Source organism: Mesorhizobium sp. J8, assembly GCF_016591715.1.
Taxonomy (GTDB): Bacteria; Pseudomonadota; Alphaproteobacteria; order Rhizobiales; family Rhizobiaceae; genus Mesorhizobium.
Window position 1 is genome coordinate 4,232,081 of the sequence record NZ_AP024109.1, and the last position, 25,866, is coordinate 4,257,946.

Here is a 25,866-nt window from a genome sequence, read left to right on the forward strand (position 1 = left end):
GCGGGACTATAGGGCGGAGCGGTAGGGAGATTGAAGCCTGTTTGCGACATTGGGAAAAGGCCGAGCGACCCTGACGCCGGCCAAGCCTGTCATGGGCGAGGAATTGCTTATCTTAGGCGCCCGGAACCGGGTTCGCGCCCGATGGACCGCAGGAGCCTCTCGAAGACAAGCCGCTTGCCTTCACGCACGCTGTCCTCGAGCGGTTTCGCACCGGCCAAATGCGCGGCTATCGCGCTGGCCAGCATGCAGCCGGTCCCGCGCATGGAGCCGGCAAGCCTTGGCATATCGACGTGGATAGGTTCTTGTCCAGGGCGCAACAGGATATCCGTTGATCTGGGTCCCGTCGCATGGCCACCCTTGATGAGCAGTGCCTGCGGCCCGGCCGCAAGCAATCGCCTCCCCTGCCGCAGCGCATCATCGTCGTCCACGGCCAAATCCGAACCGGTCAGGATGGCCAGCTCGACAAGGTTCGGCGTGACGAGACGGCAAAGCGGCATGAGATCGCGCTTCAAGACCCCGATCGCCCCCGGTTCCAGCAGTTGCCTGCCCGACGAGGAAGCCAGCACCGGATCGAGGATTGCCGGTATCCGTGAATTTTCGCTGAGCACGGCGGCAACCGCCGCGATGACGCGTCCCGTCGAAAGCATGCCGATCTTTATCGCGGATACGCTGTTCGCCCGCAGCGCCGCGCGCATCTGATCGGCGACCAGGCCGGGCTGCATATGGTGGACAGCCGTGACTGATTGGTGTGTCTGCACCGTTACCGCGGTGACGGCAACGCAAGCGCGCAAGCCGACGGCAGAGATCGTCTCGATGTCGCGCGCAATTCCTGCTCCCCCACTGGAATCCGATCCGCCGACGACGAGCACATGCGGGTCCTGGTTCAGCGCCATGGGTCAGTCTTTTCGATCCATTCTCTCGTACGCGCCTCGGGATCCGGGTTCAGCGTTATGTCCGTCACCACCGCGGCACTGTCGGCGCCGGCTCCGAAAACTCCATCGAGCCGTTCCGGATTGAGGCCGCCGATGGCGACCAGCGGAATGGGTGCGACGGCGTCCTTCCAGACGCGAACCCTTTCGAGTCCCTGCGGCGCCCATTTCATCGTCTTCAGGATGGTCGGATAGACCGGACCAAGCGCGACGTAGTCGGGCCTGGCTGCCATGGCCGTTTCCAGTTCGGCATGGTCGTGCGTGCTCAGCCCGAGCCTGACGCCGGCCTCCCGTATCTGAGGCAGGCTGGCCGTTTGCAGATCCTCCTGGCCGAGATGGACGAAGTCGCAGCCCTCCTCGATCGCCAGGCGCCAATGATCGTTGACGATGAGCTGGCAATCGTGTCGTGCACACAAGGCTTTCGCCTTGCGCATCTCCACGCGCAGCCCGTCCTCGTCCATGTCCTTGATGCGCAGTTGGACCAGCCTGACGCCAAGCGGCACCAGCCGCTCGATCCAGGCGGCGCTGTCGACGATCAAGTAGAAGGGATCGAGCTTCATGAGAAAACCGCCCTGCCGATTGTGGGCGTCGATGGCACGGCGACGTCGCGCGGCTCGAGCAGCCCCGAACAGAAGGCTTCGCGGCCAGCATCGACCGCCTTGCTGAAAGCGCGCGCCATGCCCACCGGATCGGCAGCCTTGGCGACCGCCGTGTTGAGGAGCACGGCGTCGAAGCCGAGTTCCATGACGGTTGCCGCGTGCGACGGGCGTCCGAGACCCGCATCGACGATCAACGGAACGTCGGGGAAGTGCCCGCGCATTGAACGCAGCGCCATTATGTTGACCGGCCCGAGCGCCGAACCGATCGGCGCGCACCACGGCATCAGCACCTTGCAACCGGCCCCCAGCAGTCGTTCGGCGACGACAAGGTCATCGGTGGTATAGGGGAATACGTCGAAACCGTCCTCGCAAAGGATGCGTGCGGCCTCGACCAGGCCGAACACGTCGGGCTGCAGCGTGTCGTGGTTGCCGATCACTTCGAGCTTGATCCACGACGTGCCAAAGATCTCGCGGGCCATCTTCGCGGTCGTCACCGCTTCCTTGACGGAGTGGCAGCCGGCAGTGTTGGGCAGCACCCTCACACCGAGCGAGCGGATCAGCGACCAGAATTGCTCGCCGCCCCTGCCGCCAATCATTTCACGGCGCAGCGAGGCCGTCACCACCGAGGTGCCCGACGCCTTAACCGCTTCGGCGAGCACCGTCGGGGAAGGATATTGTGCGGTGCCCAGCAGCAGACGCGAGGTCAGTTTTGTCCCGAAAAGATCGAACATCGGCTAGCCTCCCTGCATGGGCGACAGGATTTCGATCCGATCGCCCTCGCTCAACTGGAATTCCGGCCGTTTGGCCGCGGGCACGACATCGCCGTTCAGCGCGGTGGCGAGCCAGCCGCCCTCATAGTCCAGCTCCTTCAAAAGGGCGTCGAGCGTCGCCGCCTTGGCTTCAAGCGCTTTGCCGTTGACGATCAGCTTCATTTTCAGACTCCAGGTCGGCGGATGAATTGAAGAAGAGGTCGGCAGCCTGCCTGGCCATGGCCGGTGAGAGCAGGAAACCGTGCCGGTAAAGGCCGTTGATCGTGATCGCGCCGTCCTTCCGATGCGTCACCCGCGGCAGATTGTCGGGATAGGCAGGACGAACGCCCGCGCCCGTCTCGACGATCTCGGCCTCACCGAACGCCGGATGAAGTGCGTAGGCCGCATTGAGAAGTTCCATCAGCGAACGGACGGTAATCGGCCCGTCATGGTCGCTTTCGATCATGGTCGCGCCGACCATGAACTGATGATCGGTGCGCGGCACGACATAGATCGGATGACGCGGATGGAGCAGACGCACCGGCCGCGCGAGCGAGACCTCACGCGTGCGGAGGATCAGCATTTCGCCACGCACGCTGCGCAAATCGTGGTCAGCCCGCGCCATGCCCGTGCAATCGATCACCTGATCAAAGCCGGAAGGAGCGATCTCGCCCCTATCGAGGAGGAAGACGACGCCCATCGCGCGCAGTTTGCCGGCCAACGCTTCCAGAACCCGGCGCGGATCGAGATGGGCTTCCCCGGCAAAGAACAACCCCTGGCGGAAGCGACCGGCAAGATCGGGCTCAAGGGCCGCAAGCGCCTCTTCGCCGACGGACTCGCAATTGCGCGTGCGAGCCGCAAAACGGGCAAGCTCGGAGGCATCGCGCGCATGGGCGACGACGAGGGTGCCGGCCTTCGTCACGAGCCCGGGCACTGTGGTATCCCACCACTCAGCGGAGGTTCTGCCGAGCGTGACAACCGCCTCTTCCGCGCTTTCGCGTTCGCACCAGGGGGCCAGCATACCGCCGGCAAGCCAGGAGGCCTTGCCGCCTATCTGGCCCCTGATTTCAACAACCGTGACCGACGCAGCCCGCGCGGCCAATTCATGGGCGACGGTGAGGCCTGCCACACCGGCGCCTTTGACAAGGACACGGCGCATGGCTCAGCGCGACTCCCGATCGTCCCGCGCCGAAGCCCGTTCCTCCGGCGCTTCGACCGGCATATAGAGATCGCCGCCTGCGCGGTATTTCTCAGCCATCGCCGCCATCCCCTCCTTTTGCGCTTCCGCGCGAATGTCGTGGGAGATGCGCATGGAGCAGAATTTCGGTCCGCACATCGAGCAGAAATGCGCGACTTTATGCGCCTCCTTGGGCAACGTCTCGTCGTGGAACAAGCGCGCCGTCTCGGGATCGAGCGACAGGTTGAACTGGTCTTCCCATCGGAACTCGAACCGCGCCCGCGACAGCGCGTCGTCGCGGATCTTCGCCGCCGGGTGCCCTTTGGCGAGATCGGCTGCATGCGCCGCTATTCTGTAAGTGATCACCCCGGTCTTGACGTCATTGCGATCCGGCAGGCCGAGATGTTCCTTCGGCGTCACATAGCAGAGCATGGCTGTGCCGAACCAGCCGATCATGGCGGCGCCGATGCCGGAGGTGATGTGGTCGTAGCCGGGCGCGATGTCCGTGGTCAGCGGCCCAAGCGTGTAGAAAGGCGCCTCGCCGCAGACGGCAAGCTGCTTGTCCATGTTCTGCTTGATCTTGTGCATGGGGACATGGCCCGGGCCTTCGATCATCACCTGGCAGTCCTTTGCCCAGGCGATCTTGGTCAGTTCGCCAAGCGTCTCCAGCTCGGCGAACTGTGCTTTGTCGTTGGCATCGGCGATCGAGCCGGGGCGAAGACCGTCGCCGAGTGAGAAGGAGACGTCATAAGCCCGGGCGATGTCGCAGATTTCCTCGAAATGCTCGTAGAGGAAACTCTCCTTGTGGTGATGCAGGCACCACTTGGCCATGATCGAGCCGCCGCGTGACACGATGCCGGTGACCCGGTCGACGGTGAGCGGGATGTAGTGCAGCCGCACGCCGGCGTGGATGGTGAAATAGTCGACGCCCTGCTCGGCCTGTTCGATCAGCGTGTCGCGATAGACCTCCCAACTCAGGTCCTCGGCAACGCCGCCCACTTTCTCCAGCGCCTGATAGAGCGGCACCGTGCCGATCGGCACCGGCGCATTGCGCACGATCCATTCGCGGATGTTGTGGATATTGCGGCCGGTCGACAGGTCCATGACCGTGTCCGCGCCCCAGCGAATCGCCCAGACCATCTTTTCGACCTCTTCGGCCATCGAGGAGGTGACGGCGGAATTGCCGATATTGGCATTGATCTTCACCAGGAAATTGCGGCCGATGATCATCGGCTCGCTCTCTGGATGGTTGATGTTGGCGGGAATGATCGCGCGGCCGCGCGCCACCTCGTCGCGCACGAATTCCGGCGTGACGAAGTCCGGTATCGACGCGCCGAACGCTTCCCCATCCTGTTGCAACCTGCTCCGCAGCATCTCGCGGCCAAGATTCTCGCGGATGGCCACGAATTCCATCTCGGGCGTGATGATCCCGGCGCGCGCATAGGCAAGCTGCGTCACCGCCTTGCCGGCTTTCGCCCGCGCCGGACGGTTGCGCACAGGAAATTCAGGCGTCAGCCGTTCGCCTGTCGCAAATCCGTTGTCCTCGGGCCTGATGTGGCGGCCGTCATAGGCTTCGATATCGCCGCGTGCGGCGATCCAGTCCTGACGAAGGCGGGCCAGACCCTTCTCGATATCCGTTTCGATCGCGGGGTCGGTATAGGGGCCCGACGGATCGTAGACTGTCACCGGGGGCTCGCCGGCGGTCGGGTGCACCGAAATCTCGCGCATGGGCACCCTGATCTGCGGATGGAGGATGCCGGATTTGTGGATCTTGCGCGAAGCGGGCAGCGGCCCGGTCGACACGGTTGGGGTCAAGGCATTCATTTGAGGCTCCTTTGCTCGTTGCATTGGAGACCCAGTTCTGTGCCGGAAGGATGAAAAGACGCTTCGGTCACCTGCTTGAACAGGTCTTCGGGCATGAACTCCCGCAAAGCGCTTGCACCGTCCCTACGCCAGTATGAACTGGATCAGGTTCAACGGGTCACTGCGCCGCGAAAGCCAGCAGTATCTCAGCCCCTTGCCGGGACTCCCCTGGTGAATGGCTTAGGTTGAACGGGCCGGCGCCGTCTTGTCAAGCACGTTCGGCCCCGGATGGCAGATCGGGTTCGGTTGCCGCCGTGGCGACCGGTTGGCGATGGACGCTAGAGTCTTTCATGTTTTGACGGAAGCGTATCCGGCGTTTTCGAAGTAGTTCTTGCATTCGGCTGCCTCGATGGCTTCGACGAGGTGGCCGATGTGTCGCCAAGTGTCCTCGACGGTGCGTTTCTGCGCCTGGCGCATCCAGTGCTTGATCTTGGCGAAGGCCTGCTCGATCGGATTGAGGTCCGGTGAGTAGGGCGGCAGGTACCAGAGCCTGGCGCCAGCGGCTTTGATCATCTGCCTGATGGCCGCCGACTTATGGCTGCCCAGGTTGTCCATGATGACGATGTCGCCGGGCTTCAGCACGGTGATGAGCTGCTGCTCGACATAGGCGCGGAAGCATTGGCCGTTGATCGGTCCGTCGAAGACGCAAGGTGCCGCGAGCCGATCACAGCGCAGCGCGCCGAGGAAAGTCAGCGTGCGCCAATGACCATGTGGAGCCAGGCCGCGCAGCCGCTTGCCCTTCGGCCCCCAGCCGCGCAGGGGAGCCATGTTGGTCTTGATCCAGGTCTCATCGATGAAGACCAGGCATTGGGGATCGAGGCCGGCCTGCCAGGATCGCCATCGCTGGCGCCGACGGGCAATATCGGCACGTGCCTGCTCAAGGGCGAACAGCGTTTTTTTTGAAGCTTAGCCCTTCGCGGCGCAGGAACTGCCACACCGCATTGTGCGAGACCTTGACCCCGCGCGCGGCCAACTCGTCCTTCAGCCGATGTAGCGACAGATCAGAGGTCTGGTTGATCCGCTCCACGATGAAGGCTCGATGCGGTTCCAGAACCCGCTTACGGTGGCCACCCATCTTGCCCGGCGCCACCGAGCCGGTTGCCTGATGACGCTGCAACAATTTCACGGCTGTCGAATTTGCGATACCGAACCGCTTGGCGGCCGACCGGCGGCTCTCGCCACTCAAAACCGCCGCAACAACCCGCTCGCGTAAATCATCGGAAAGAGGTCGAACCATCAGATGCTGGCCTCCTATCCAGCCAGCATCTTGAATCACAAATCAGGCCGAGCGGGAATCCCCTACGATTCAATCAAGCTATGAAACGCTCTAGGTGAAAGCCCAGATGTCCTCGGCCTGGAAGCCTACCTGGTAGCCGGCGGTCTTGAGCTTCACCACGACCTGGCCGATCTCGGCGGCCGGCAGCGCGCCGACCTCGATCTTGATCATGCCGGGGCGGTAGCGCTTGAGGTCGAGCTGCTCGAACACCATCCAGTCGGCGCCCTCGCAGTCGACCAGGAAGGCGTCGATATGGGCAATGCCGTTGCGGTCGAGCAGCGCCTGCAAGGTCTCCGACGGCACTTCGATGTCCTTCAGATGCGGCGCGAACTTGTTGAAGTTGGCATCGGCCTCGCCCCAGGCGTTCTTCCCCGACATCAGATTGGTTTCGGTGACCGATGAGCAGCCGATGAACTCGATCGGCAGTGTGCCGGCTTCGAGCGCCGCGGCATCGAAGGTGTGGACCGTGATCGTGCCCTTGGTCCTGGTCACCGCCACCGGCTCGATGACGAAGCGCGTCGTATCCGGGTAATTGGCGCGCAGCCGCTTCTGATTGTAGGGGATCGGCTCGACCAGCACGGCGCGCGCGCCCGCAATGCGGTGCAGCCAGGGCGTCACGTCGTCGAACAGCGCGCCGTCGCAGGCGCCGACATTGACCATCTGGAACGGCCGGCCGCCAAAACGTGCTCTGAGCGCCGCCTTGGCCAGGAACTTCGTGCCGTGCAGCGCCGGCCCGCGGTCGAGCAGGCCGGTCGGCAGACCGAGCGACAGAAGAACGCGCGCGAATGTGGATAGCGAGCTCATGACTTGTCTCCGGAAATGACCTGCAGCGCCGCGCGGCGCCCGCCCTGGCTTGCCGCCGTCCACAGCGCCGTCAGCGGCGCGGCCAGCAGCAGGAAGGGCGGCAGGAGATTGGGGAAGTAGATGCGGGTGTCGTGGATCGGGAAGACGGCGAATTTCGCCAGCACCCCGAGCACCAGCGCCGCCAGCAGGATGCCGCCGCGCCGGTCGAGCCGGAAGCCGGCATGGTGCAAGCCGAACCAGCCGGCCAGTGCCAGCACCGACACGCCGACCCAGCTGTTGACGCTGATCGCGCGCACCAGTGAGGCGACGAAGGCCTTGAGATACGCCGCCACCGAGAACGGCGGCTCGAACCCGTCCATATTGTAGTGCTGCTCGATGCTGGAGAACCAAAGATGCGGCCACCAGCCGGGATGCTGGGCCCAATGCGAAATGGCGAAATAGGCAATGAAGGATGCCGCGAAGCCGGTTAGAGCGCCCCAAGCCCTCTCGCGGAAAGCGACGAGCAGCACCGCGAAAATGGCGAGGAAAACGATGTTGTCGGGTCTGACCATGAAGGCCAGGAACAGCACGACCGCCGTCGCCGCCTCGCGCTTGCGCACATAGGTGAAGGTTCCGCCGAGGAACAGCGCCGAGCAGAGAAGGTCCGGCGTCGAGGCGCGCGCCGCATCGCCGAAATCGGCCATGATCAGGATCGCGCCGAGGACCGGCGCCAGCGCCAGCGCGCCTTCCGCGCGCAGCCAGGTGAGCGTGATGGCGCCGAGCAGCAGCACCGAGAATACCTGCACCAGCCGCATCGCCTCGACAGGCGAGACGACATGGCTGAGGCTGGACAGGATTTCGGCGTAGAGGAACTTGATCCGATACATGCCGAGCAGCGAATGGAAATCGGCGGCATTCTCCGCCATGTGGCTGCGGAAGCCGCCGCCATCGTCGGTCAGGGTTTTGTAGTCAGCGGCCGACACTCCGGTCTTGACCGTGCTGTAGGCATAGTCGTGCAGAGCCTGCGGATCGGGATAGGCGCCTTCCTCGGCGATCGCAAGATAGGGCAGCATGTCCCAGTTGGCGTCGGGCATGAACCAGGCGGTCGCGGCGGTAAGCAGGATATAGAGCGAAAACGCAATCGCCCCGATCGTTGCGGCCCACCGCGCATTAATCCCCTCGCCCCACGCCAGGCCGGCGCCGGTCAGCCGTTCCAGCGGATTGGTCGGAGCGGACGGCCTGGTCAGCATGCTCGGCGACCCCTACTTGCCGACCTGGCTTTTCACGAAATCCTTCACGATCGCAACGATGCCGCGCGACAGCAGGCTGTCGAAGGCATCGACGAAGCGGTCGACATGCTCGGGTCGGCAGATCAGCGGCGGCTCGAGCCGGATGACGTTGCGGTTGTACTCGGTGAAGGCGACGAGCACGTCATAGTCGCGCAGCAAGAGCGAGCCGACGAAGCCCGAGAGCGAACCCTTCAGCTTGTCGTCGAGCACGCTCACGACCGGGCGCAGCACCATCGGCAGGGTCTGCGAGAAATCATGGAACTCAAGCCCGATCATGAAACCCTTGCCGCGCACATCCTTGATGATCTTTGGATATTTTTCCTTCAGCGCCTGCAGCCGCTGCAGCAGGTATTCGCCGGTCGAGGCAGCGTTGTCGATCAGCCCCTCGTCATAGAGCACGTTGATGCCCTCGATCGCGGTGACGCAGGCCTCGCCCATGCCGCCGAAAGTGGCCATGGCATGGATCATCGCCGTCTTCGGCGTGCCATAGGCTTTCATATAGACGTCGCGCCTGGCGATCATGGCGCCGACCGCCGCCTTGCCGGCGCCGAGCGACTTGGCCAGCGCCGTCACGTCGGGCACGACGCCGTAGTGCTCGAAGGCGTAGAAGCGGCCGGAGCGGCCATAGCCGCACTGCACCTCGTCGGCGACCCACAACACGCCATGTTGATCGCACAGCGCGCGCAGCTTCTGCCAGTACTGCGCCTCTGCCTGGATGATACCCCCACCACCCTGGATGGTTTCCAGCACGATGACACCGATCTCAGGATCGCTCTTGAACAGGCGCTCGACGGCGTCGATGTCGGCGAAGGGAACGCGCACGACATTATCCGCCACCTTGAAGTCGGCGCGGTAGAGCTGCCCGTCGGTGATCGCCAGCACGCCCTTTGTCTTGCCGTGGAAGGAATTCTCCGCATAGACAATCTTCGGCCGCTTCGGGCCTGCGGCGCGCTCGGCAAGCTTCACCGCCGCTTCCATGGCTTCCGAGCCGGACGAGCCCAGAAACACCATGTCGAGGTCGCCGGGCGAGCATTTGGCGATGTTGTGCGCGAGGGCCGCCGCATATTGCGACATGAAGGCGATCGCGATCTCCTGGCGCTTCTCCTCCTGGAACTTCTTGCGGGCTTCCAGGATGCGCGGATGGTTGTGGCCAAAGGCCAGCGAACCGAAGCCGCCGAAGAAGTCGAGGATCTTGCGGCCGTTCTGGTCGATATAGAACATGCCCTCGGCGCGCTCGATCTTGACCTTGTGGAAGCCGAGCAGCTTCATGAAATGCAACTGCCCGGGATTGAGATGCGCCTTGAACAGGTCGGTGATGCGGGCGACGTCCATCGCCTTGGCCTCTTCGACGCCGATCAGGTCGGGCTTGGCGATGGAAGCGGGCGAAAGCGCCGGGGCATCGACCAGCGTGCGCGCGGCTGTCTGTTCCGGCTTGGCCATGACGGTCATCTGAAAAATCTCCCCTTCGCGCCTATTCGGCGGGCACATGTTTCGCGGCGACGGCGTGGCCGCCCTTCTTGGCGCGGTATTCGCTGTAGGCGGCGATCAGCATGTCCTCGTCGCGGTATTGCGGCACCCAGCCGAGCTGGCGCTCTGCCTTGGACACGTCGAGCACGCATTCCTCGTCGGCGATCAGATACTGCTCCGGATCCATGATCGGCATGTTCAACAGGTCGAGCAGGTCGAGCGTGCGCTTGACCGCCCAGCCGGGCGTCGGCAGCAGGATCGACTTCGAGCCGGCATGGCGAATGAGATCGCCGAGCAGCTTCTTCACCGGCGGCGGATTGAGCGAGCCGAGATTATAGGCTTCGTTCGGCACGCCGGCTTTCCAGGCAGCGCGGGCGGCTTCGGCGCAGTCGAACACCGAGATGAACTGATAGGGGTTCCTGCCCGAGCCGATCATCGGCACCGGAAGATTCCAGTCGATCAGCTTGAACAGCTTTTCCAGGATGCCGAGCCGTCCGGGCCCAATGATCAAACGCGGCCTGAACAGCGAGATCGACATGCCGCGCTTGCGCCATTCGGCGGCGAGCTCCTCGGTCTTCAGCTTCGACAGGCCATACTCGCCGAGCGGCGAGACCGGATGGTCCTCGGTCATCGGCAGCACCACAGTGTGGCCGTAGATCATGTCGGTCGTATAGTGGACCAGCTTCGAGGCGCCGGCCTTGTCCATCGCCTGGATGATGTGCTCGGTGCCGTGGAAATTCACCGGGAAGAAGAAGTCGTGCCGCTTGGCGCGCACCTGGATCGGCGAGAGCATCTTGGCCGACAGATTGTAGACCACGTCGTCGGCCCTGAGCCCGACCGCCGCGACCGAAGCCGGATCGGTGACATCGCATGTGATGAAGCGCATCGAACGGTAGTGCGGCAGGTCACTCTTGACGATATCGGCGATGACGACAGTCTCGCCATCGGCGACGAGCTTGGGGGCAAGGTGACGGCCCACGAATCCGTCGCCTCCGAAAATCACATGTCTCATCGAACGACCTCGCTTGTGCCGATCTTGTCGGGATTGATGGATGCGGTCCGCTCCTCGTGTCCCCGCCCGCCCATTTCTCTGCCACTCTGCGCGATCAGGATCGTGCCGACGCAGATGCAGGCGATACCGGCGATGCGCCAGCCATTGAGGTCCTCGCGGAAGACGAAATAGGCAAAGATCGCCACGGCGACATAGGCGAGGCTGAGGAATGGATAGGCGAAGCTGAGCTCGACCTTGGACAGGACGTAGAGATGCGATGCCATCGAGATGACGAAGGTGCACAGCCCCAGGAACACCCAGGGGCTGAACACGATCTGCAAGAGCTTGACGAGCGGATTGACGCCTTCGAAGGAGATCGGCCCCATCGACATCATGCCTTGCTTCAGCATCAGCTGCGCGGCGGCATTGGTCATGACCGTGAAGAGAATGAAGATTATGTATTTCATTGTTGCCACCCCGCCCCTTGTGCGGTCCTATTACAAACCTGCAAATATTTCGTGAAGCCGCGATAGTGTTTTGAGTAACCCAGGGCGTAACTCTTTATTTACCATGATTTATTCGACTTTTATCTATTCAGCGGCTTCGGCTCTCCCTTGTCCAATCTCGAGTCTCTTGGCGGTACGCGTCCAGAAGCCCGATATGAAAGCCGGGTCGCGAAGCGCCTCCAGCCGCCGCCATTGCGGGAACGACGCGGCGAATGTCTCAGGCCCCATCCGGGCGTCCTTGTAGGGGTTCACCGCGCCGCCCGCCTCGACCGTGATGCGATCGAGCTCGGCGAGCAGCCGCAACGTCCTTTCGCCCCGGTTGGGGAAATCGAGCGTCAGCGTGTAGCCGGGCCGCGGGAAGGACAGCAGCGCCGGCGAGCGGACATCGCCGAAGCGCTTGAGCACTGTCAGGAACGATCCCTGCCTTGCCCGCCGCGCCGCATCGAGCAGTGCCGGCACGATGCGGCGGGCCTTCTCCTCCGGCACCACGCTTTGGTGCTGGAAAAGCCCGCGCGGCCCGTAGAGCCGGTTCCAGTCGCGGACGCCGTCGAGCGGAAAGAAGAAGGCCTGGTAGCCAGCTTGGCGCGGAATCGCGGACTTGCCCTTTTTCCAGCGGTAGGCTGCGTTGAAGGCGGTGAGGAAGGGCCGGTTCAGCACATTGAACGGCGGCTGCACCGGCACGGAAAGCCGGCTGCCGGCATTCGCCGCGGCGTGCGAGCCGTGCTCGGCGTGATTGCCGGTGAACAAAAGCCCTCGCCCGCGCCCATGGCCGCCTGCAAGCTGGTCGATCCAGGCGACGGCATATTCGTTGGCCTGGTCGGCCGCCTCGGCAAGATCGAAGAATTCACCGAGATCGCGAAACCGCGTCGCCCTTTCCATGATGTCGAGCGACGGCACCCGCATCAGCCTGATGGACGCTGAAAGGATCAGCCCGGTCAGCCCCATGCCGCCGATCGTCGCCCCGAACAGGCGGACATTGTCGGTCGCCGAGCAGCGATAGGTCCGGCCGTCGGACCGAAGCAGCGTCAAAGCCTCGACATGGCAGCCGAAGGTGCCGCGCCGATGATGGTTCTTGCCGTGAACGTCGTTGGCGATCGCGCCGCCCAGCGTCACGAACTGCGTGCCTGGAACCACGGCCGGAAAGAAGCCGTAGGGCGCGGCATAGGCGATGATGTCGCAAAGGAGCGTGCCGGCATCGGCTTCGAGCACGCCGGTCTCGGCGTTGAAGGAACGGATACGGTTGAACGGCCGCATGTCGACCACCATGCCGGCATCGTTCTGGCAACTGTCACCATAGGAGCGGCCATTGCCGTAGCCGAGCAACGATCCCGGACTGGCCTTGCCGTTCTTCAGAATCGCGATCGCCTCTTCCGCCGGGATCGCCTTGCGCGCCGGTGGGGTCGCCAGTCCGAAGCTGCCGAAGCGCTCCTGCCCCATCACCAGCCCCCGGCGACGAGGAAGACCGCGCCGATCGCGACGACGATCTGGCTGCGCCAGTCGCGGATGATGAAGACGACCGGATCGTCATGCATCTCGTCGCGCCGGGCGAGGATCCAGACACGCATCGTGAGGTAGAGCACGATCGGCGCCAGCGGCCATATCAGCCACGGATGCGGGTAAAGCTCACGCACCGCCGGGCTGTCCATATAGAGCGCGAGCACCAGCGCCGAGGAGAAGGCCGACGCCATGCCGGCCTGGGCGACGATCTCCTGGTCCTCGGTCTGATAGCCGCGGCCGGCGATGCGCTCGCCCGGCGGGATGGCCGTGGTGCGCAATTCGACGAAGCGCTTCACCAGCGCCAGCGACAGGAAGAAGAAGATCGAGAAGGCAAGCAGCCAGAAGGAAACGTCGACGCCGGTGGCGGCGGCGCCCGCCAGCACGCGGATCGTGTAGAGGCCCGCAAGCGTCAGCACATCGACCAGGAGCATGCGCTTGAACGACAGCGAATAGGCGGTGGTGACGACCAAGTAGCCTAAAAGCACGCCAAGGAATTCGATCGGCAGGAAGAGGCTGGCGGCAAGGCCGATCGCAAGCAGCGCGGCGATGGCCCCGAGCCCGAACGGGATCGACAATGCGCCGCTGGCGAAAGGCCGGTTGCGCTTGGTCGGATGCTTGCGGTCGAGCGCGAGGTCGAAGAAATCGTTGAGGATGTAGATGGCGGACGCCACCGCGCTGAAGGAGACGAACGCCAGCAGGCATTCCCAGATCATATTGGGATTGAAATATTCGTGCGACAGCACCATCGGCACGGCGATCAGCGCGTTCTTCAGCCACTGATGCATGCGCAGCATCTTGATGTAGGTCCGAAACGTCGGCTTCGGCGCCGGCATGGCCTCGGCTTGATGGGCCGCCTGCCAGCGCCGGGCCACGCGGTCGGGCGCCACGACCAGCGCGCTGCGCGCGGCGTCGAACACTTTGAGGTCGTGGCGACTGTTGCCGGCATAGTCGAAGCCAGCATCGCCATAAGCGGCGACAAGGGCCGCGCATTTCTTGGCCGACGTCATGTTGTGCGGCCCGTCGGTCGCCAGCACATGATCGAAAATGCCGAGATGTGCCGCGATCGCCTCGGCGAACTTGCGCGGCGTTCCCGTCGCCAGCACGATCTTGCGGCCCTCCCGATGCTCGGCGCGCAACCGCTCAAGCAGGTCCTGGCGGTAAGGCAGCGAGGCCGGGTCAATGTCGACTCGCCTGGCGATCTCCCGCTTCAGCCGGGCCGGTCCGCCGGCCAGCCAGAAGGGCAGGAGAAAGACATAGAGCGGGTTCTTCTTGAGCAGGATGAACAAACCTTCCCACAGAAGGTCCGTTGCAATCAGCGTTCCGTCGAGATCGACCGCAAGCGGAATTGCGTTCCTGTCCGACCTCGCGTCCATTGTCCTGCCCCGATCGAGCGCCAGATTCCGAAATTCCGCTTCGGAGCCGCGCCAATTCAACCCACGCCCTGTGCCGGCGTCCTCGGGGGAGATATAGCCGGGGATGACGCAACGAACGTTAAAACGTCCGGTTGCAGGGCATGGTCATACCGGTTTTTCGGGCACCATCGTTAAGCGTCGACTACCGGAAACGATAAAAGGCCGGACAGCGGTCCGGCCTTTGCCAATCTTGCGGGGCCAATCAGCGGCAAGAGTTACTTGATGCGGGCCGCCCCGCCCGAAATTTCGACCGTTTCCGAGCCGGTCAGGGCTTCGAGGTCACCATTGGGCAGGGTGACGAAGCAGCCGTTCGAGCAGAATTCCACCGTCTCGCCGGCGGCAAGCGTCAGTTCGCTCTTGGCGCCGCCTTCGGTCACGACCAGGGTCCGCGTCTGAGCGTCCCTATTGATCGCGCTGGCGGCGAAAGCCGAACCGCCCAGGGCCAAGAAAGCGATGGCGGCAACGACAGACTTCCACATTGCATTTCCGGTGTTTTGCACACCGCCTCTGTTCAAATTTGCAAGGCATTCTCGCCCTTTGCATCGAAGCTTATATGAGATGTTACCTGAACCGCAACTGAATGCCGCATTCATGCCACAATCGGTTTGGGTTCGTCGCAGGTAGCGCCACCGAAGGTGTATCGATATTCGGTCAGGCAGAGTCGGAGTCGAAGACGGGCGCGTAGCGACCAAACTGGGTGGGCTCCGAGAACCGGAGCGGAGCGTACCTGAAAGTGCGTAAGCACCGGAAGATGCCATTTGCAGACCGGCCTCACCCGATATCGATGCACCTTAGCCAGGGTCGGGCTTGCGGCCCCTCCGCTTCATCTTGGCCAGCCGCTCCCGCTCGGCCGCGGCTTCCGCCTCGAGCCGCTGGCGCTCGGCGAATTCGGCCTCGATCTTGTCGTCGTCGATCGGCCAAGGTTCGTGCTTCTTGCTCTCGACCACGGCGCGCGGCGTCGATGGGATCTCGATCTGCTCCTGCTCGAAGATGTCGAAGATGGCGAAGCGGATGTCGTTCTGCACGACGCTGCCGTTCATGATGTCGGCCACGAACACCCGGATCTCGAATTCGAGCGCGGCCGAGCCGAAATTGGCAAAGAGGACGAAGGGCTCGGGATTCTTCAGCACCATCGGATGGGCGCGCGCAATGTCCGTCAGGATGGCATGGACGCGCTTGACGTCGCTGCCATAGGCGACGCCGACCTTGATGTCGATGCGCCCGAGCTTGTTGCGATGCGTCCAGTTGCCGACCGCATTGTTGATGAGGTTCGAATTGGGCAGGATCACTGCCTGGCGCTGGAAGGTCTCTATCTCCGTGGCCCGCACGCTGATCTTGCGCACCGTGCCGCTGACGTCGCCCGCGACAATCCAGTCGCCGACCTTGAACGGCCGCTCGGCAAGCAGGATGAGGCCTGAGACGAAATTCGACACGACGTTCTGCAGGCCGAAGCCGATACCCAGCGAAAGCGCGCCGGCGACCAGCGCCAGATTGGAAAGGTCGATGCCCGCGGCCGAGATGCCGACCAGTGCCGCGACAGCCACGCCGGCATAGCCGACACCCAGGCGGATCGAGTTGCGCACGCCGGCATCGACCTTGCCGCGCGCCATCACCGAACCGTCCAGCCAGCCCTGGAACCAGCGCGTCAGGAAATAGCCGATGACGAAGACGACGATGCCGCTGAGGATGCCTAGCAAGGAGATGGTCACCGAACCGATCGTGACCCCGGTCGCCAGCTTGTAGGCCCAGGCCTCGATATCGCCGGGCTGGAAGCCCCACATCAACAGGATCAGCGGCAGGAAGACCACCACGATCATCAGGTTGATGGCGATGCTGACCACCAGCCCGAGCTGGTCGAGGGCGGTATCCTCGTAGCTTGAGTTTTCCGAAAGCCATCGCCCGACCGACGTATCGGCGAAGCCGCCCTCCTCGCCGATCGCGCGTGCCGACAGGAAGCCGATATAGGCGGTCACCAGCACCGTGCCGGTCACCACGACCTGGAAGGAGACGAAAAGGGCGAGACCGATATAGCCGAGCAGTGCCGCAGCAATGGTGAACAGGCCGAGGGCGATGGCAAGGAAGCGAAGCCATGCCGGCCAGGGGCGCCATGAGCCGTCAGCCGCCCTGAACGGCCGCAGCAGGCCCATCAGAATCAGGATGACGCCGACGATGATCGTGGCGACAAAGCCCCTGGCGATCGTCAGCGACAGCGGCGAGCCCATCTTCTCGTTGACGACCGACAGGAAGTAATTGAACCCGAGCACCAGCGCCATGGCGGTCGTCAGTCCGACAAGCCAGCGCGCCGGGCCGGTCTCGACCGGGATCAGGCGCCAATTGGGCAGGCGCGGCTCGAGCGCCGCATTGGTCAGCCGGTTGACGCAGAACACCATGCCGATCACCGTCAGCAAGGCATCGAGGAAGGTGCCGATATCGCCACGCAGCACATTGTAATAGTTGAAGAAGAACACGGCCGAGGCGAAGAAGACGCCGAGCGCCAGCGTTGGCAGCAGCGTCGACCAGAAAGCCACCGACAGCCTGCTGAGATAGGAAGGATCCTCGATGGTCGGGTCGGCCTCGAATATACGGCCGAACAGGCGCCTGCCGCCGATCAACAGGACTGCCGCCAGCGCCAGGGCCATGAGCGTCGCCGCGAGGATCGCCTGGAACTTGAACCTGACGGCGAAGCTCGCCCAGGACGACACCGCCTTGTAGAGGCCCGTGAACTGGTCATGTGCGTCGGAAAATGCCTGCGGGCTCAGCGCCTCCGTCAGGTCGTAATGCTTGGTGATGACGCTGCGGAATAGCTCGCTGCGCATGGCGGCGATCTTGTCGACCAGCCCGTTGACGCGGATCGAAAGATTCTGCGCGCTGGCGACCACCGCGTTGATCTCGGCCTTCTCAGTGGCAAGCGCGCTCCGCTCGTTGCTGACGACCTCCGGCTCGGGAGGCTGTCCCTCCGCCGGCGGCGCGCCGAGCACCTGGATGCGGTTGTTGATGTCGTTGAGGCGCTGCCGGAACGCCAGCGCGCTGTTCAGCGCCGCGCGCGAAATATCTTCCAGCTGCAACCGGATATCGACCAGCCCCGCATCATCCTGATTGGGGTCGCTCAGTTTCTTTTCCAGGCCGTCGGTCTTGGTCGTCAGATCCTGGATGACCTTGGTCTGATCGGCGATGAGCTGCGAGGAACCATGGCCGATCGCCTGGGCCGACGCCTCGAGCGCCGGCTGCCCGAAGACAGCGACGATGACGATCAGGATCAGGCGGAGCTGTCGGAAGAGCATGACTGTGTTGGCGACTCGCGGCCGAAAAAAACCTCGAAATTTCCGCCTTTGATAAAGACCGGCATATCGGGCGGCAAGCCGTCCCGACCGGATCGGCGGGAGTCGGCCTGGCGAAAAGCGATGGCGTAATCTTGGCTTTGCGCTTCCCGCCTGCTCTATAGTCTGCCGCCTCGCATCAAAAGGACGATAGGAAGAATGGCGGAATATTCAGCCTTTTCGCTGCTCAAGAACGCGCTGGCCGGCAATAAGGATTGGAAGCCCGCCTGGCGCAAGCCGGACCCCAAGGCTTCCTATGACGTGATTATCATCGGTGGCGGCGGCCACGGTCTTTCGACCGCCTATTACCTTGCCAAGGAACACGGCATCACCAATGTCGCGGTGCTGGAGAAGGGCTGGCTGGGCTCCGGCAATGTCGGCCGCAACACCACGGCGGTGCGTTCCAACTATCTCTTGCCGCAGAACACCCGCTTCTACGAACATTCGATGAAGCTGTGGGAGAACCTCTCTCACGACCTCAACTACAACGTCATGTTCTCGCAGCGCGGCTGCCTGAACCTCGCGCATACGCCCGCGCAACTCGACGATTATGCGCGGCGCGGCAATGCCATGCGCCATCTCGGCGTCGACGCCGAGCTGTGGAGCGTCGACCGGATCAAGCGGCTTGTCCCGGCGCTGGATGTTTCGGGTTCGGCGCGTTTCCCCGTCCTTGGCGGGCTGATGCAGCCGCGCGCCGGCACGGCCCGGCACGACGCGGTCGCCTGGGGCTATGCGCGCGGCGCCGACCGACGCGGCGTCGATATCGTCGAGAATTGCGAGGTCACCGGCTTCCTGCGCGACGGCGGGCGCATCACCGGCGTTTCGACGACGCGCGGCGAGATCCGCGCCAAGAAGGTCGCCCTTGCGGTTGCCGGCAGCACCGGCCGCGTCATGCAGCTTGCCGGCATTTCGCACATGCCGATCGAAAGCCATGTGCTGCAGGCCTTCGTCTCGGAATCGCTAAAACCCATCGTCGACACCGTTCTCACCTTCGGCATGGGCCATTTCTACATCTCTCAGTCCGACAAGGGCGGCCTCGTCTATGGCGGCGACCTTGACGGCTACAACAGCTACGCCCAGCGCGGCAGCCTGCCGATCGTCGACGAGGTGATGAGCGAGATGCTGGCGCTGTTCCCCGGCCTGGCTCGTGTGCGTATGCTGCGCTCCTGGGGCGGGCTGTGCGACATGACGATGGACGGCTCGCCGATCATCACCACCGGTCCGCTGCCGGGAATGTATCTCAATTGCGGCTGGTGCTACGGCGGCTTCAAGGCGACGCCCGCCTCGGGCTGGTGCTTTGCCTACACCATCGCCAAGGACGAGCCGCATGAGCTCAACGCGCCCTTCACGCTCGACCGTTTCTATCGTGGCCTCATCATCGACGACAAAGGCCAGGGCGCGAATCCGCGGCTGCATTAGGGAACCATGATCCCAAAAAGTGGAAATCGGCTTTTGGAAAAGATCATGGTTGAACAAGAAGATACAAGAAAATGCTGATCACCTGTCCCTATTGCGGCCCGCGCGACGTCATCGAATTCACTTACCAGGGCGACGGCAACCGCGAGCGGCCGCAGCCCGCGTCGCAGAACCTCGACGCCTGGAATGCCTATGTCTACGACCGGCTGAATCCGGCCGGTGATCACAATGAGATCTGGCAGCATTCCGGCGGTTGCCGCGCGCATCTGAGGGTCGTGCGCAACACCATCACGCATGAGATCCTGAGCACCGAATTCGCGCGTGGTGGCCACAAATCCACTGACAACAGGGCGGAGGGCCGCTCGTGAGCCCCCGCCGCGCCGAGACCGGCGGCCGGATCGACCGGCTGCGCACCATCCGCTTCACCTTCGACGGCGCGCCCTATACCGGCCATGCCGGCGACACGCTGGCCTCGGCGCTGCTCGCCAATGGCGTGACGCTGTTCGGCCGCTCCTTCAAATACCATCGCCCGCGCGGCCTGCTCGCCGCCGGCGTCGAGGAGCCCAACGCGCTGGTGACGGTGCTGCGCGGCGAGGTGCGTGAGCCGAACATCCCGGCCACCATGGTCGAGATCTATGATGGGCTCGTCGCCGTCAGCCAGAACCGCACGCCTTCCCTCGCCTGGGACATCGGCGCCATCAACCAGCTCGGCGGCAAGATCCTGTCGGCCGGTTTCTACTACAAGACCTTCATGGGGCCGGTGATCGGTCCGCTGAAAGGCACGCGCTTCTGGATGTTCTGCGAACATTTCATCCGCCGCGCCGCCGGTCTCGGCAAGGCCGGCACCGCTCCCGACCCGGGGCGCTACGAGCGCATGAACGCGTTTTGCGACGTGCTGGTCGTCGGCTCCGGTCCGGCCGGCCTGATGGCCGCGAAGGCCGCTGCCGACCAGGGCGCCCGCGTTATCCTCGCCGATCTCGAAGCCAACCTTGGCGGCTCCGCCAACTGGTCGGGCGAGACCATTGACGGCATGCCCGCCGCCGACTGGGCCCAGCGCATGGCTGCGCAGCTCGGAGGCAACGATAATGTGCGGCTTTTGCCACGCACGACGGTGTGGGGCTATTACGACGGCAACACGCTTGCCGCCCTTGAGCGCGTGAGCGACCATAAGGAAGTGGCGGCCAAGGGCGAGCCGCGCCAGCGCTACTGGGCGATCCGCGCGCGTACGGTGGTGCTCGCCACCGGCTCGTTCGAGCGGCCGCTGGTGTTTCCCGGCAATGATCGTCCGGGCGTCATGCTGGCGCATGCGGCCGAACGTTACGCCAACGAATATGGCGTGCTGCCGGGACAGCGCATCGCGCTCTTCACCAATAACGACAGCGCCTACCGCTCCGCCGTCGCCTTGAAGAAGGCCGGCGCAGCAGTGGTTGCCATTATCGACGTCCGCGGCGATGTCTCAAACGAGATGCGCCGGCTGGCGAGCGATGCGGAGGCCGAGCTGCTTGCCAGTCACGCTGTGGTCGCGACCGAAGGCGGCAAGGCGCTCACCGGCCTCAAGGTGCAGCGCTTCGACTTTATGAGCGGCGCACTGAGCGGCGACGAACGCAGCATCCATGCCGACAGCCTTCTGATGTCGGGCGGCTGGTCGCCGACCATCCATCTCGCCAGCCAGGCCGGCGCGAAGGCCGAGTGGGATCCGGCAAGACAAGCCTTCCTGCCGCCGAAGCCGACGCAACGATGGATCGGCGCCGGCGCTTTCACCGGCAGTTTTTCGACTGCCGAAGCCATTGCCGAAGGCCGCGCGGCCGGCCTTCAGGCGGCCGGAGGTGCAGCATCATCCGCACCCCTGCCCGTGGTTGAGGCTGCTCCGGGCGAGCCCGATCCGGCCCCGGTTTTCGAGATCAAGGCCAAGGGCAAGAGTTTCGTCGATTTCCAGCACGATGTCACCGCCGAGGACGTGCGGCTGGCGCATCGCGAAGGCTTCGTCTCGGTCGAGCATCTGAAGCGCTACACCACGCTCGGCATGGCGACCGACCAGGGCAAGAACTCCAATGTGCCGGGCCTCGCCATCATGGCCGAGGCCCTGGGCAAGCCCATCCCCGAAGTCGGCACGACGCGCTTCCGCCCGCCCTATACGGCCGTGTCGATCGGCTCGCTTGCCGCCGAACGCTTCGGCGATCTCAAACCCGAGCGGCTGACGCCGATGCATGACTGGCACGTCGCCAATGGCGCGAGAATGTATTCGGCCGGCCTCTGGTACCGGCCGATGATCTACGGCCTTCCGGGCGAGACGGTCGAGCAGGCCTATGTCCGTGAGGCCAGGGCAACCCGCGAGAGCGCCGGCATTGTCGACGTCTCGACGCTGGGCAAGATCGCGGTGCAGGGGCCTGATGCGGCCGAGTTCCTCGATCGCGTCTACACCAACATGTTTTCGACGCTGGCCGTCGGCAAGGCCCGCTACGGCCTGATGCTGCGCGAGGACGGGCTTGCCTTCGACGACGGCACCACCTGGCGGCTCGGCGAGCAGGAATTCCTGATGACCACCACCACGGCCAATGCCGGAAAGGTGATGCAGCATCTGGAGTATTTCCTCGACGTCATCTGGCCGGAGCTGAAGGTCATCGTCACCTCCGTCACCGACGAATGGGCGGGCGCCGCGATCGGCGGCCCGAACGCACGCGCCATCCTCGCTTCCTGCGTCACCGGCACCGCCGTCGATAACGCCACTTTGCCCTTCATGGGCATCGTCCATGGCCGAATCGCCGGTGTCCCGGTGATGATCTGCCGGCTGTCCTTTTCCGGCGAGATGGCCTTCGAGGTCTATTCCGGCGCCGGCTACGGCACCCGCGTCTGGGAAGCCCTGATCGAGGCCGGCAAGCCTTTCGGCCTTGTCACCTACGGGCTGGAGGCGCTGGGCACGATGCGCATCGAAAAAGGCCATGTCACCGGCGCCGAGATCGATGGCCGTACCACGGCGCGCGATCTCCATCTCGACTGGATGCTGTCGAAGAAGAAGCCCTTTATCGGCTCGGCCATGATGGACCGCGAAGGCCTTATCGCTCCGGACCGGCTGGAGCTGGTCGGGCTGATCGCCCTCGACAACCGGCCGCTCAACGGCGGCGGTCATATCGTCGAGGAACTGGACGAGGCCAATCCGCACGACTCGCTCGGTCACATCACCGCCTGCTGCTATTCGCCGGCGCTCGGCAAATATATCGCGCTGGCTTTGGTCAAGGGCGGCAAGGCGCGCCACGGGACGCGCGCCTTCGTGTCCGACCCGCTGCGCAACCGGTTCGGGCCGGTCGAAATCGTCTCCAACCATTTCTACGATCCCGACGGGAGCCGCATGCATGGCTGAGCTGCATTTGCCCGAACGCCAGTCGCCGCTCGAGCCGGATTATCATCCCGGTTCGCACGGCAATTTCGAACATGGCGTCGATGTCATCCTGTCCGAGACGCGGCCGGGTTCGATCCTGCAGCTCGCCGGCTGGCCGGGCGAGGAGACGCGGCTGATCGAGGTCATCCGCAAGGTCACCGGGCTCGCTCTGCCCGACGGCGCCGGCGGCGGCGTGAGCAGTGGCGGCCGCGCCGCTTTCGGCTTCGCGCCGGGGAAATTCACCGTGGTCGACGAGGCAGAGGGGCTTGCGCAAGCCTTCGCCGGCGCCATCACGCCGGCCATCGGCACGCTGACCGATCTCTCGCATGGCCGCACCGCGATCCGCATCGCCGGCCCGAAGGCCGAATGGGTGATGGCGAAGTTCTTCGCCATCGACTTCGCCTTGCCCGCCTTCCCGCTCGGCGCCGGCCGCTCGACCAATCATCACGACATCTTCGCCCAAATCCAGCGCAGCGGCGCCGACCAGTTCGACATCTACGTCTTCCGCTCCTTTGCGCGGTCGTTCTGGAAGGCCTTGTGCCACGCCAGCGAAGAAGTCGGCTACGAGGTGCAGTAGAGCGCTTAAGGTGTGTTGAGATTCAGGTCAGGCCGAGCCGGATTTCGAGAACCGGAGCGGAGCGTACTAAAGTACGTGAGCACCGGAAGCGCAGGAAATTGGCATTGCAGGCCGGCCTCACCTGAATATCAACACACCTTTGGTCCAGCCGCTAACTGGCACTATCAACGGCTACAACTGCTGCTTGAGCACTGGGCCAGCAGGCGCGATAGCTAAGGAATCACGGGCGTTTGCCAAGGCAGACGCCCGCTCAGGCAACCAGTTCGACCATACCCTTCCATGACTGTTGAGACTTCGGCGACGGCCACGACCCGCTTTGCTCCGGCGGAGGGTCCGTCGATGCTGTTGCCGGCAACCGTCGCTTGTGGCGTGTTCATGACGAGCCTGGACCAGAACGTCGTGGTCACCGCGCTGCCCGGCATCGGCGAGAGCCTGGACCGCCCGCCAAGCCAGCTTGGCCTTTTGATCACCGTCTATGTCGCGAGCCTCATCGTCACCATGCCGCTCGGCGGCTGGCTGGCCGACCGCTTCGGCCTGCGCAATGTCTATTGCTTCGCCCTGCTCGTCTTCGCCAGCGCCTCGGCCTTGTGCGGCCTTTCGGAAAATATCTGGATGCTGGTCGGCTCGCGCGCCTTGCAGGGGTGCGGCGGCGCGCTGATGGGCACGCTTGGCCAGGTCGTGATCCTGTCGAGTTTCCCGCGCGACCGCACGCTGAAGATCAACATGTATATCTCGCTCGCCGGCCAGTCAGGGCCGCTGGTCGGACCGCTCGTCGGCGGCGCGCTGACCACCTACGTGTCCTGGCGCTGGATCTTCTACATCAACATCCCGATCGCTCTGACCGCGGCGCTTCTGGCTGCCTCGCTGTTCCCGACGACGACCAAGCCGGTGCGCACGCCATTCGATTATCCGGGCTTCCTGCTCGTCGGCAGCGGCATGGGGCTGCTCGTCTTCGGCATGGATTCGCTCGCCGCCAAGGATGCCGCGGGCAGTCTCATCGGCATCGAGCTCGGCCTGGCGATCGTCATCCTGACGGTTGCCGCCTTCTATTGCCTGCGCGCCCGCAATCCGCTGCTCGACCTCAACCTGCTGCGCATCCGCACTTTCCGCATCTCCTTCCTCACCGGCGGTGGTCTCGACACGATCGGCCTGAGTTCCGTGGTTTTCCTTCTGCCGCTGATGTTCCAGCTCGGCTTCGGCATGAGCGCGGTGCAAGCAGGATCGCTGACTTTCGTCGCCGCGATCGGGTCATTGCTGATGCGCTTCTTCATGCCGCGCCTTCTGAACCGTTTCGGCTTCAGGCGCGTGCTGGTCACCAACACGCCGATCGTCGCCCTGCTGGTTGCCGGTTTCGCCCTGATGCAGGAAAGCCTGCCGGCCTGGATCGTTTTGGCCTACATCTTCACCTTCGGCGTCTTCCGCTCCGTGCAATGGGCCTCGACCGGCAATCTTTCCTATTCGGACATCGCGCCGGAGCAGCTCGCCCGCTTCAGCGCGCTCTATTACATCCTGTGGCAGCTTGCGGTGGCGATCAGCGTCGGCCTCGCGGCGGCGCTGCTCTCGCTGCTTGCCGGCGGCGGCAAGGCCAGCGTCAATGACTATCGCATCCTGTTCGTCATCGAAGGCCTGATCACGCTTTGCGCGCTGTCGGCCTATCTCAGGCTGACGCCGCAGGACGGCGCGCATGTCAGCGGACACGGTGCGCATATGAACACCGACTAAGCCGGCGCTACTCCGCGAACGTCACCCAGTCCTCGAGCGGCGCTCGGTCGGTGCGGAACTCGTTCTCCGGCTTCGACGTGTCCTCATAGCCGAGCGCCATTCCGCAGACGACGATTTCCTCGTCGGGAATGTTGAGCACCGGCCTGATCTGGCGGTGATAGGGCGCGAAGGCCGCCTGGGGACAGGTATGCAATCCCCTGCCCCGCGCAGCGACCATGATGTTCTGCAGGAACATGCCGTAATCGATCCAGGAGCCCTGGTTCAACCTCCGGTCGATCGTGAAGATCATGCCGACGGGAGCGTCGAAGAAGATGAAGTTGCGGTCGTGCTGCGCCCGCATCTTGTCGACCTCGCGCCGGCCGATGCCCAGCGCGCCGTAAAGCCCAAAGCCGTTGGCGCGTCGGCGGGTCAGATAGGGCTCGAAGAACTGGTCGGGATAATAACGATATTCGTCCCACTCCGCCTTTTCAGCGCGAATGCCGGAGTTGAGGATGGCGTCGCTGATGCGCTGTTTGACCTCGCCCTTGGTCACATAGACGCGCCAGGGCTGCATGTTGGTGCCGGACGGCGCGCGCGCGGCGACCGCCAGGATCGCGCGGATCGTCTCGTCATCAACCATGTCGGGCAGGAAAGCGCGCACGGAACGGCGCGAGGTGATCGCCTCGTCGACGATCGCCGCTTCCGATGCGATCCGGATGTTCTTCTCAAGCATGGGCCGTCCCTTTGCGCATGGCCGGAAACCGCCAACACGGTTTTCCTGACGACCATCCGCAGACTCTAAGCTAAACTGGTCCCCGACCGGGCGCCCCACTCGCCGCTCGTGCGCGAGCCTTTGCATCAACGGCCGAAAACGCGCAAGCAAATCTTGTGGCCTATGAAAATCCCCTTGATTTTTTCATGATTTTACCGCTTCATGAAAT

General features: G+C 63.9%; 22 protein-coding genes and 1 riboswitch. Of the genes, 5 read left to right on the forward strand and 17 right to left on the reverse strand.

The genetic code is table 11. The features are described from left to right. Positions 1–107: 107 nt before the first annotated feature. From MJ8_RS20360 to MJ8_RS20435, 16 genes are all read right to left on the reverse strand, one after another. Entirely contained in the window at positions 108–893 is a 786-nt protein-coding gene (locus MJ8_RS20360; protein ID WP_201410553.1) for a hydroxymethylpyrimidine/phosphomethylpyrimidine kinase, read from the reverse strand. Further along, positions 884–1,489, reverse strand: a complete 606-nt coding sequence (locus MJ8_RS20365) for a thiamine phosphate synthase (RefSeq protein ID WP_201410554.1) — start codon at positions 1,487–1,489, stop codon at positions 884–886. The genes MJ8_RS20360 and MJ8_RS20365 overlap by 10 nt, the downstream gene beginning before the upstream one ends. After that, positions 1,486–2,259: a thiazole synthase gene (locus tag MJ8_RS20370; RefSeq protein WP_201410555.1), complete on the reverse strand. Its 774-nt coding sequence runs from the start codon at positions 2,257–2,259 to the stop codon at positions 1,486–1,488. The genes MJ8_RS20365 and MJ8_RS20370 overlap by 4 nt, the downstream gene beginning before the upstream one ends. A gap of 3 nt (positions 2,260–2,262) precedes the next feature. Continuing rightward, positions 2,263–2,460, reverse strand: coding sequence for a sulfur carrier protein ThiS (gene thiS / locus MJ8_RS20375; RefSeq protein ID WP_201410556.1), 198 nt, complete (start codon positions 2,458–2,460; stop codon positions 2,263–2,265). Further along, a complete protein-coding gene (gene thiO, locus MJ8_RS20380) occupies positions 2,429–3,436 on the reverse strand; it encodes a glycine oxidase ThiO (RefSeq protein ID WP_201410557.1) in 1,008 nt (335 codons plus the stop codon). Before thiO ends, thiS begins: the two co-directional genes overlap by 32 nt. 3 nt (positions 3,437–3,439) lie before the next feature. Beyond that, a complete protein-coding gene (gene thiC, locus MJ8_RS20385) occupies positions 3,440–5,278 on the reverse strand; it encodes a phosphomethylpyrimidine synthase ThiC (RefSeq protein ID WP_201410558.1) in 1,839 nt (612 codons plus the stop codon). A 102-nt stretch (positions 5,279–5,380) separates the two neighbouring features. Next, positions 5,381–5,497, reverse strand: a riboswitch (TPP riboswitch). Positions 5,498–5,605: 108 nt separating this feature from the next. Then, a protein-coding gene (locus MJ8_RS20390) for an IS630 family transposase (RefSeq protein ID WP_201410559.1) occupies positions 5,606–6,554 on the reverse strand; the annotation gives its coding sequence in 2 pieces (ribosomal slippage) (positions 5,606–6,217 and positions 6,219–6,554; 948 coding nt in all). Between the two features lie 90 nt (positions 6,555–6,644). After that, positions 6,645–7,397 (reverse strand): FkbM family methyltransferase, encoded by a 753-nt coding sequence (locus MJ8_RS20395; protein WP_201410560.1) that lies wholly within the window; start codon positions 7,395–7,397, stop codon positions 6,645–6,647. After that, positions 7,394–8,626: a hypothetical protein gene (locus MJ8_RS20400; RefSeq protein WP_201410561.1), complete on the reverse strand. Its 1,233-nt coding sequence runs from the start codon at positions 8,624–8,626 to the stop codon at positions 7,394–7,396. The genes MJ8_RS20395 and MJ8_RS20400 overlap by 4 nt, the downstream gene beginning before the upstream one ends. Positions 8,627–8,638: 12 nt before the next feature. Beyond that, positions 8,639–10,114 carry an aspartate aminotransferase family protein gene (locus tag MJ8_RS20405; RefSeq protein ID WP_412177069.1) on the reverse strand — a complete coding sequence of 492 codons (1,476 nt, stop codon included), beginning with the start codon at positions 10,112–10,114 and terminating at the stop codon, positions 8,639–8,641. Positions 10,115–10,136: 22 nt separating this feature from the next. After that, on the reverse strand, positions 10,137–11,144 hold the full coding sequence (locus MJ8_RS20410; RefSeq protein WP_201410562.1) for an NAD-dependent epimerase/dehydratase family protein: 1,008 nt from the start codon (positions 11,142–11,144) through the stop codon (positions 10,137–10,139). Further along, entirely contained in the window at positions 11,141–11,590 is a 450-nt protein-coding gene (locus tag MJ8_RS20415) for an EamA family transporter (protein WP_201410563.1), read from the reverse strand. Before MJ8_RS20415 ends, MJ8_RS20410 begins: the two co-directional genes overlap by 4 nt. A gap of 123 nt (positions 11,591–11,713) precedes the next feature. Then, the gene (locus MJ8_RS20420) at positions 11,714–13,066 is read right to left on the reverse strand and encodes an FAD-binding oxidoreductase (RefSeq protein WP_201410564.1); all 1,353 of its coding nucleotides are present in this window, start codon (positions 13,064–13,066) and stop codon (positions 11,714–11,716) included. Further along, positions 13,066–14,499 (reverse strand): UbiA family prenyltransferase, encoded by a 1,434-nt coding sequence (locus tag MJ8_RS20425; RefSeq protein WP_201410565.1) that lies wholly within the window; start codon positions 14,497–14,499, stop codon positions 13,066–13,068. The genes MJ8_RS20420 and MJ8_RS20425 overlap by 1 nt, the downstream gene beginning before the upstream one ends. A 254-nt stretch (positions 14,500–14,753) precedes the next feature. Then, positions 14,754–15,017, reverse strand: coding sequence for a hypothetical protein (locus MJ8_RS20430; protein WP_140865503.1), 264 nt, complete (start codon positions 15,015–15,017; stop codon positions 14,754–14,756). A 312-nt stretch (positions 15,018–15,329) separates the two neighbouring features. Beyond that, a complete protein-coding gene (locus MJ8_RS20435) occupies positions 15,330–17,819 on the reverse strand; it encodes a mechanosensitive ion channel family protein (protein WP_201410566.1) in 2,490 nt (829 codons plus the stop codon). Positions 17,820–18,014: 195 nt separating this feature from the next. Here MJ8_RS20435 and MJ8_RS20440 point away from each other — a divergent pair, with 195 nt between their 5' ends. The 5 genes from MJ8_RS20440 to MJ8_RS20460 all read left to right on the forward strand — a co-directional run bounded on the left by MJ8_RS20440 (position 18,015) and on the right by MJ8_RS20460 (position 24,946). Beyond that, entirely contained in the window at positions 18,015–19,274 is a 1,260-nt protein-coding gene (locus MJ8_RS20440; protein WP_201410567.1) for a sarcosine oxidase subunit beta family protein, read from the forward strand. Positions 19,275–19,345: 71 nt separating this feature from the next. Then, complete coding sequence (locus MJ8_RS20445; RefSeq protein ID WP_201410568.1) at positions 19,346–19,639, forward strand: sarcosine oxidase subunit delta; 294 nt, start codon at positions 19,346–19,348, stop codon at positions 19,637–19,639. Further along, positions 19,636–22,629, forward strand: a complete 2,994-nt coding sequence (locus MJ8_RS20450; protein ID WP_201410569.1) for a sarcosine oxidase subunit alpha — start codon at positions 19,636–19,638, stop codon at positions 22,627–22,629. The genes MJ8_RS20445 and MJ8_RS20450 overlap by 4 nt, the downstream gene beginning before the upstream one ends. 7 nt (positions 22,630–22,636) lie before the next feature. Continuing rightward, positions 22,637–23,224, forward strand: a complete 588-nt coding sequence (gene soxG, locus MJ8_RS20455; protein WP_201415509.1) for a sarcosine oxidase subunit gamma family protein — start codon at positions 22,637–22,639, stop codon at positions 23,222–23,224. Positions 23,225–23,563: 339 nt separating this feature from the next. After that, a complete protein-coding gene (locus tag MJ8_RS20460) occupies positions 23,564–24,946 on the forward strand; it encodes an MFS transporter (RefSeq protein ID WP_225247978.1) in 1,383 nt (460 codons plus the stop codon). Between the two features lie 7 nt (positions 24,947–24,953). On the opposite strand, the gene MJ8_RS20465 is transcribed toward MJ8_RS20460, so the two are convergent. After that, complete coding sequence (locus tag MJ8_RS20465) at positions 24,954–25,658, reverse strand: nitroreductase (protein ID WP_201410571.1); 705 nt, start codon at positions 25,656–25,658, stop codon at positions 24,954–24,956. Positions 25,659–25,866 lie beyond the last annotated feature (208 nt).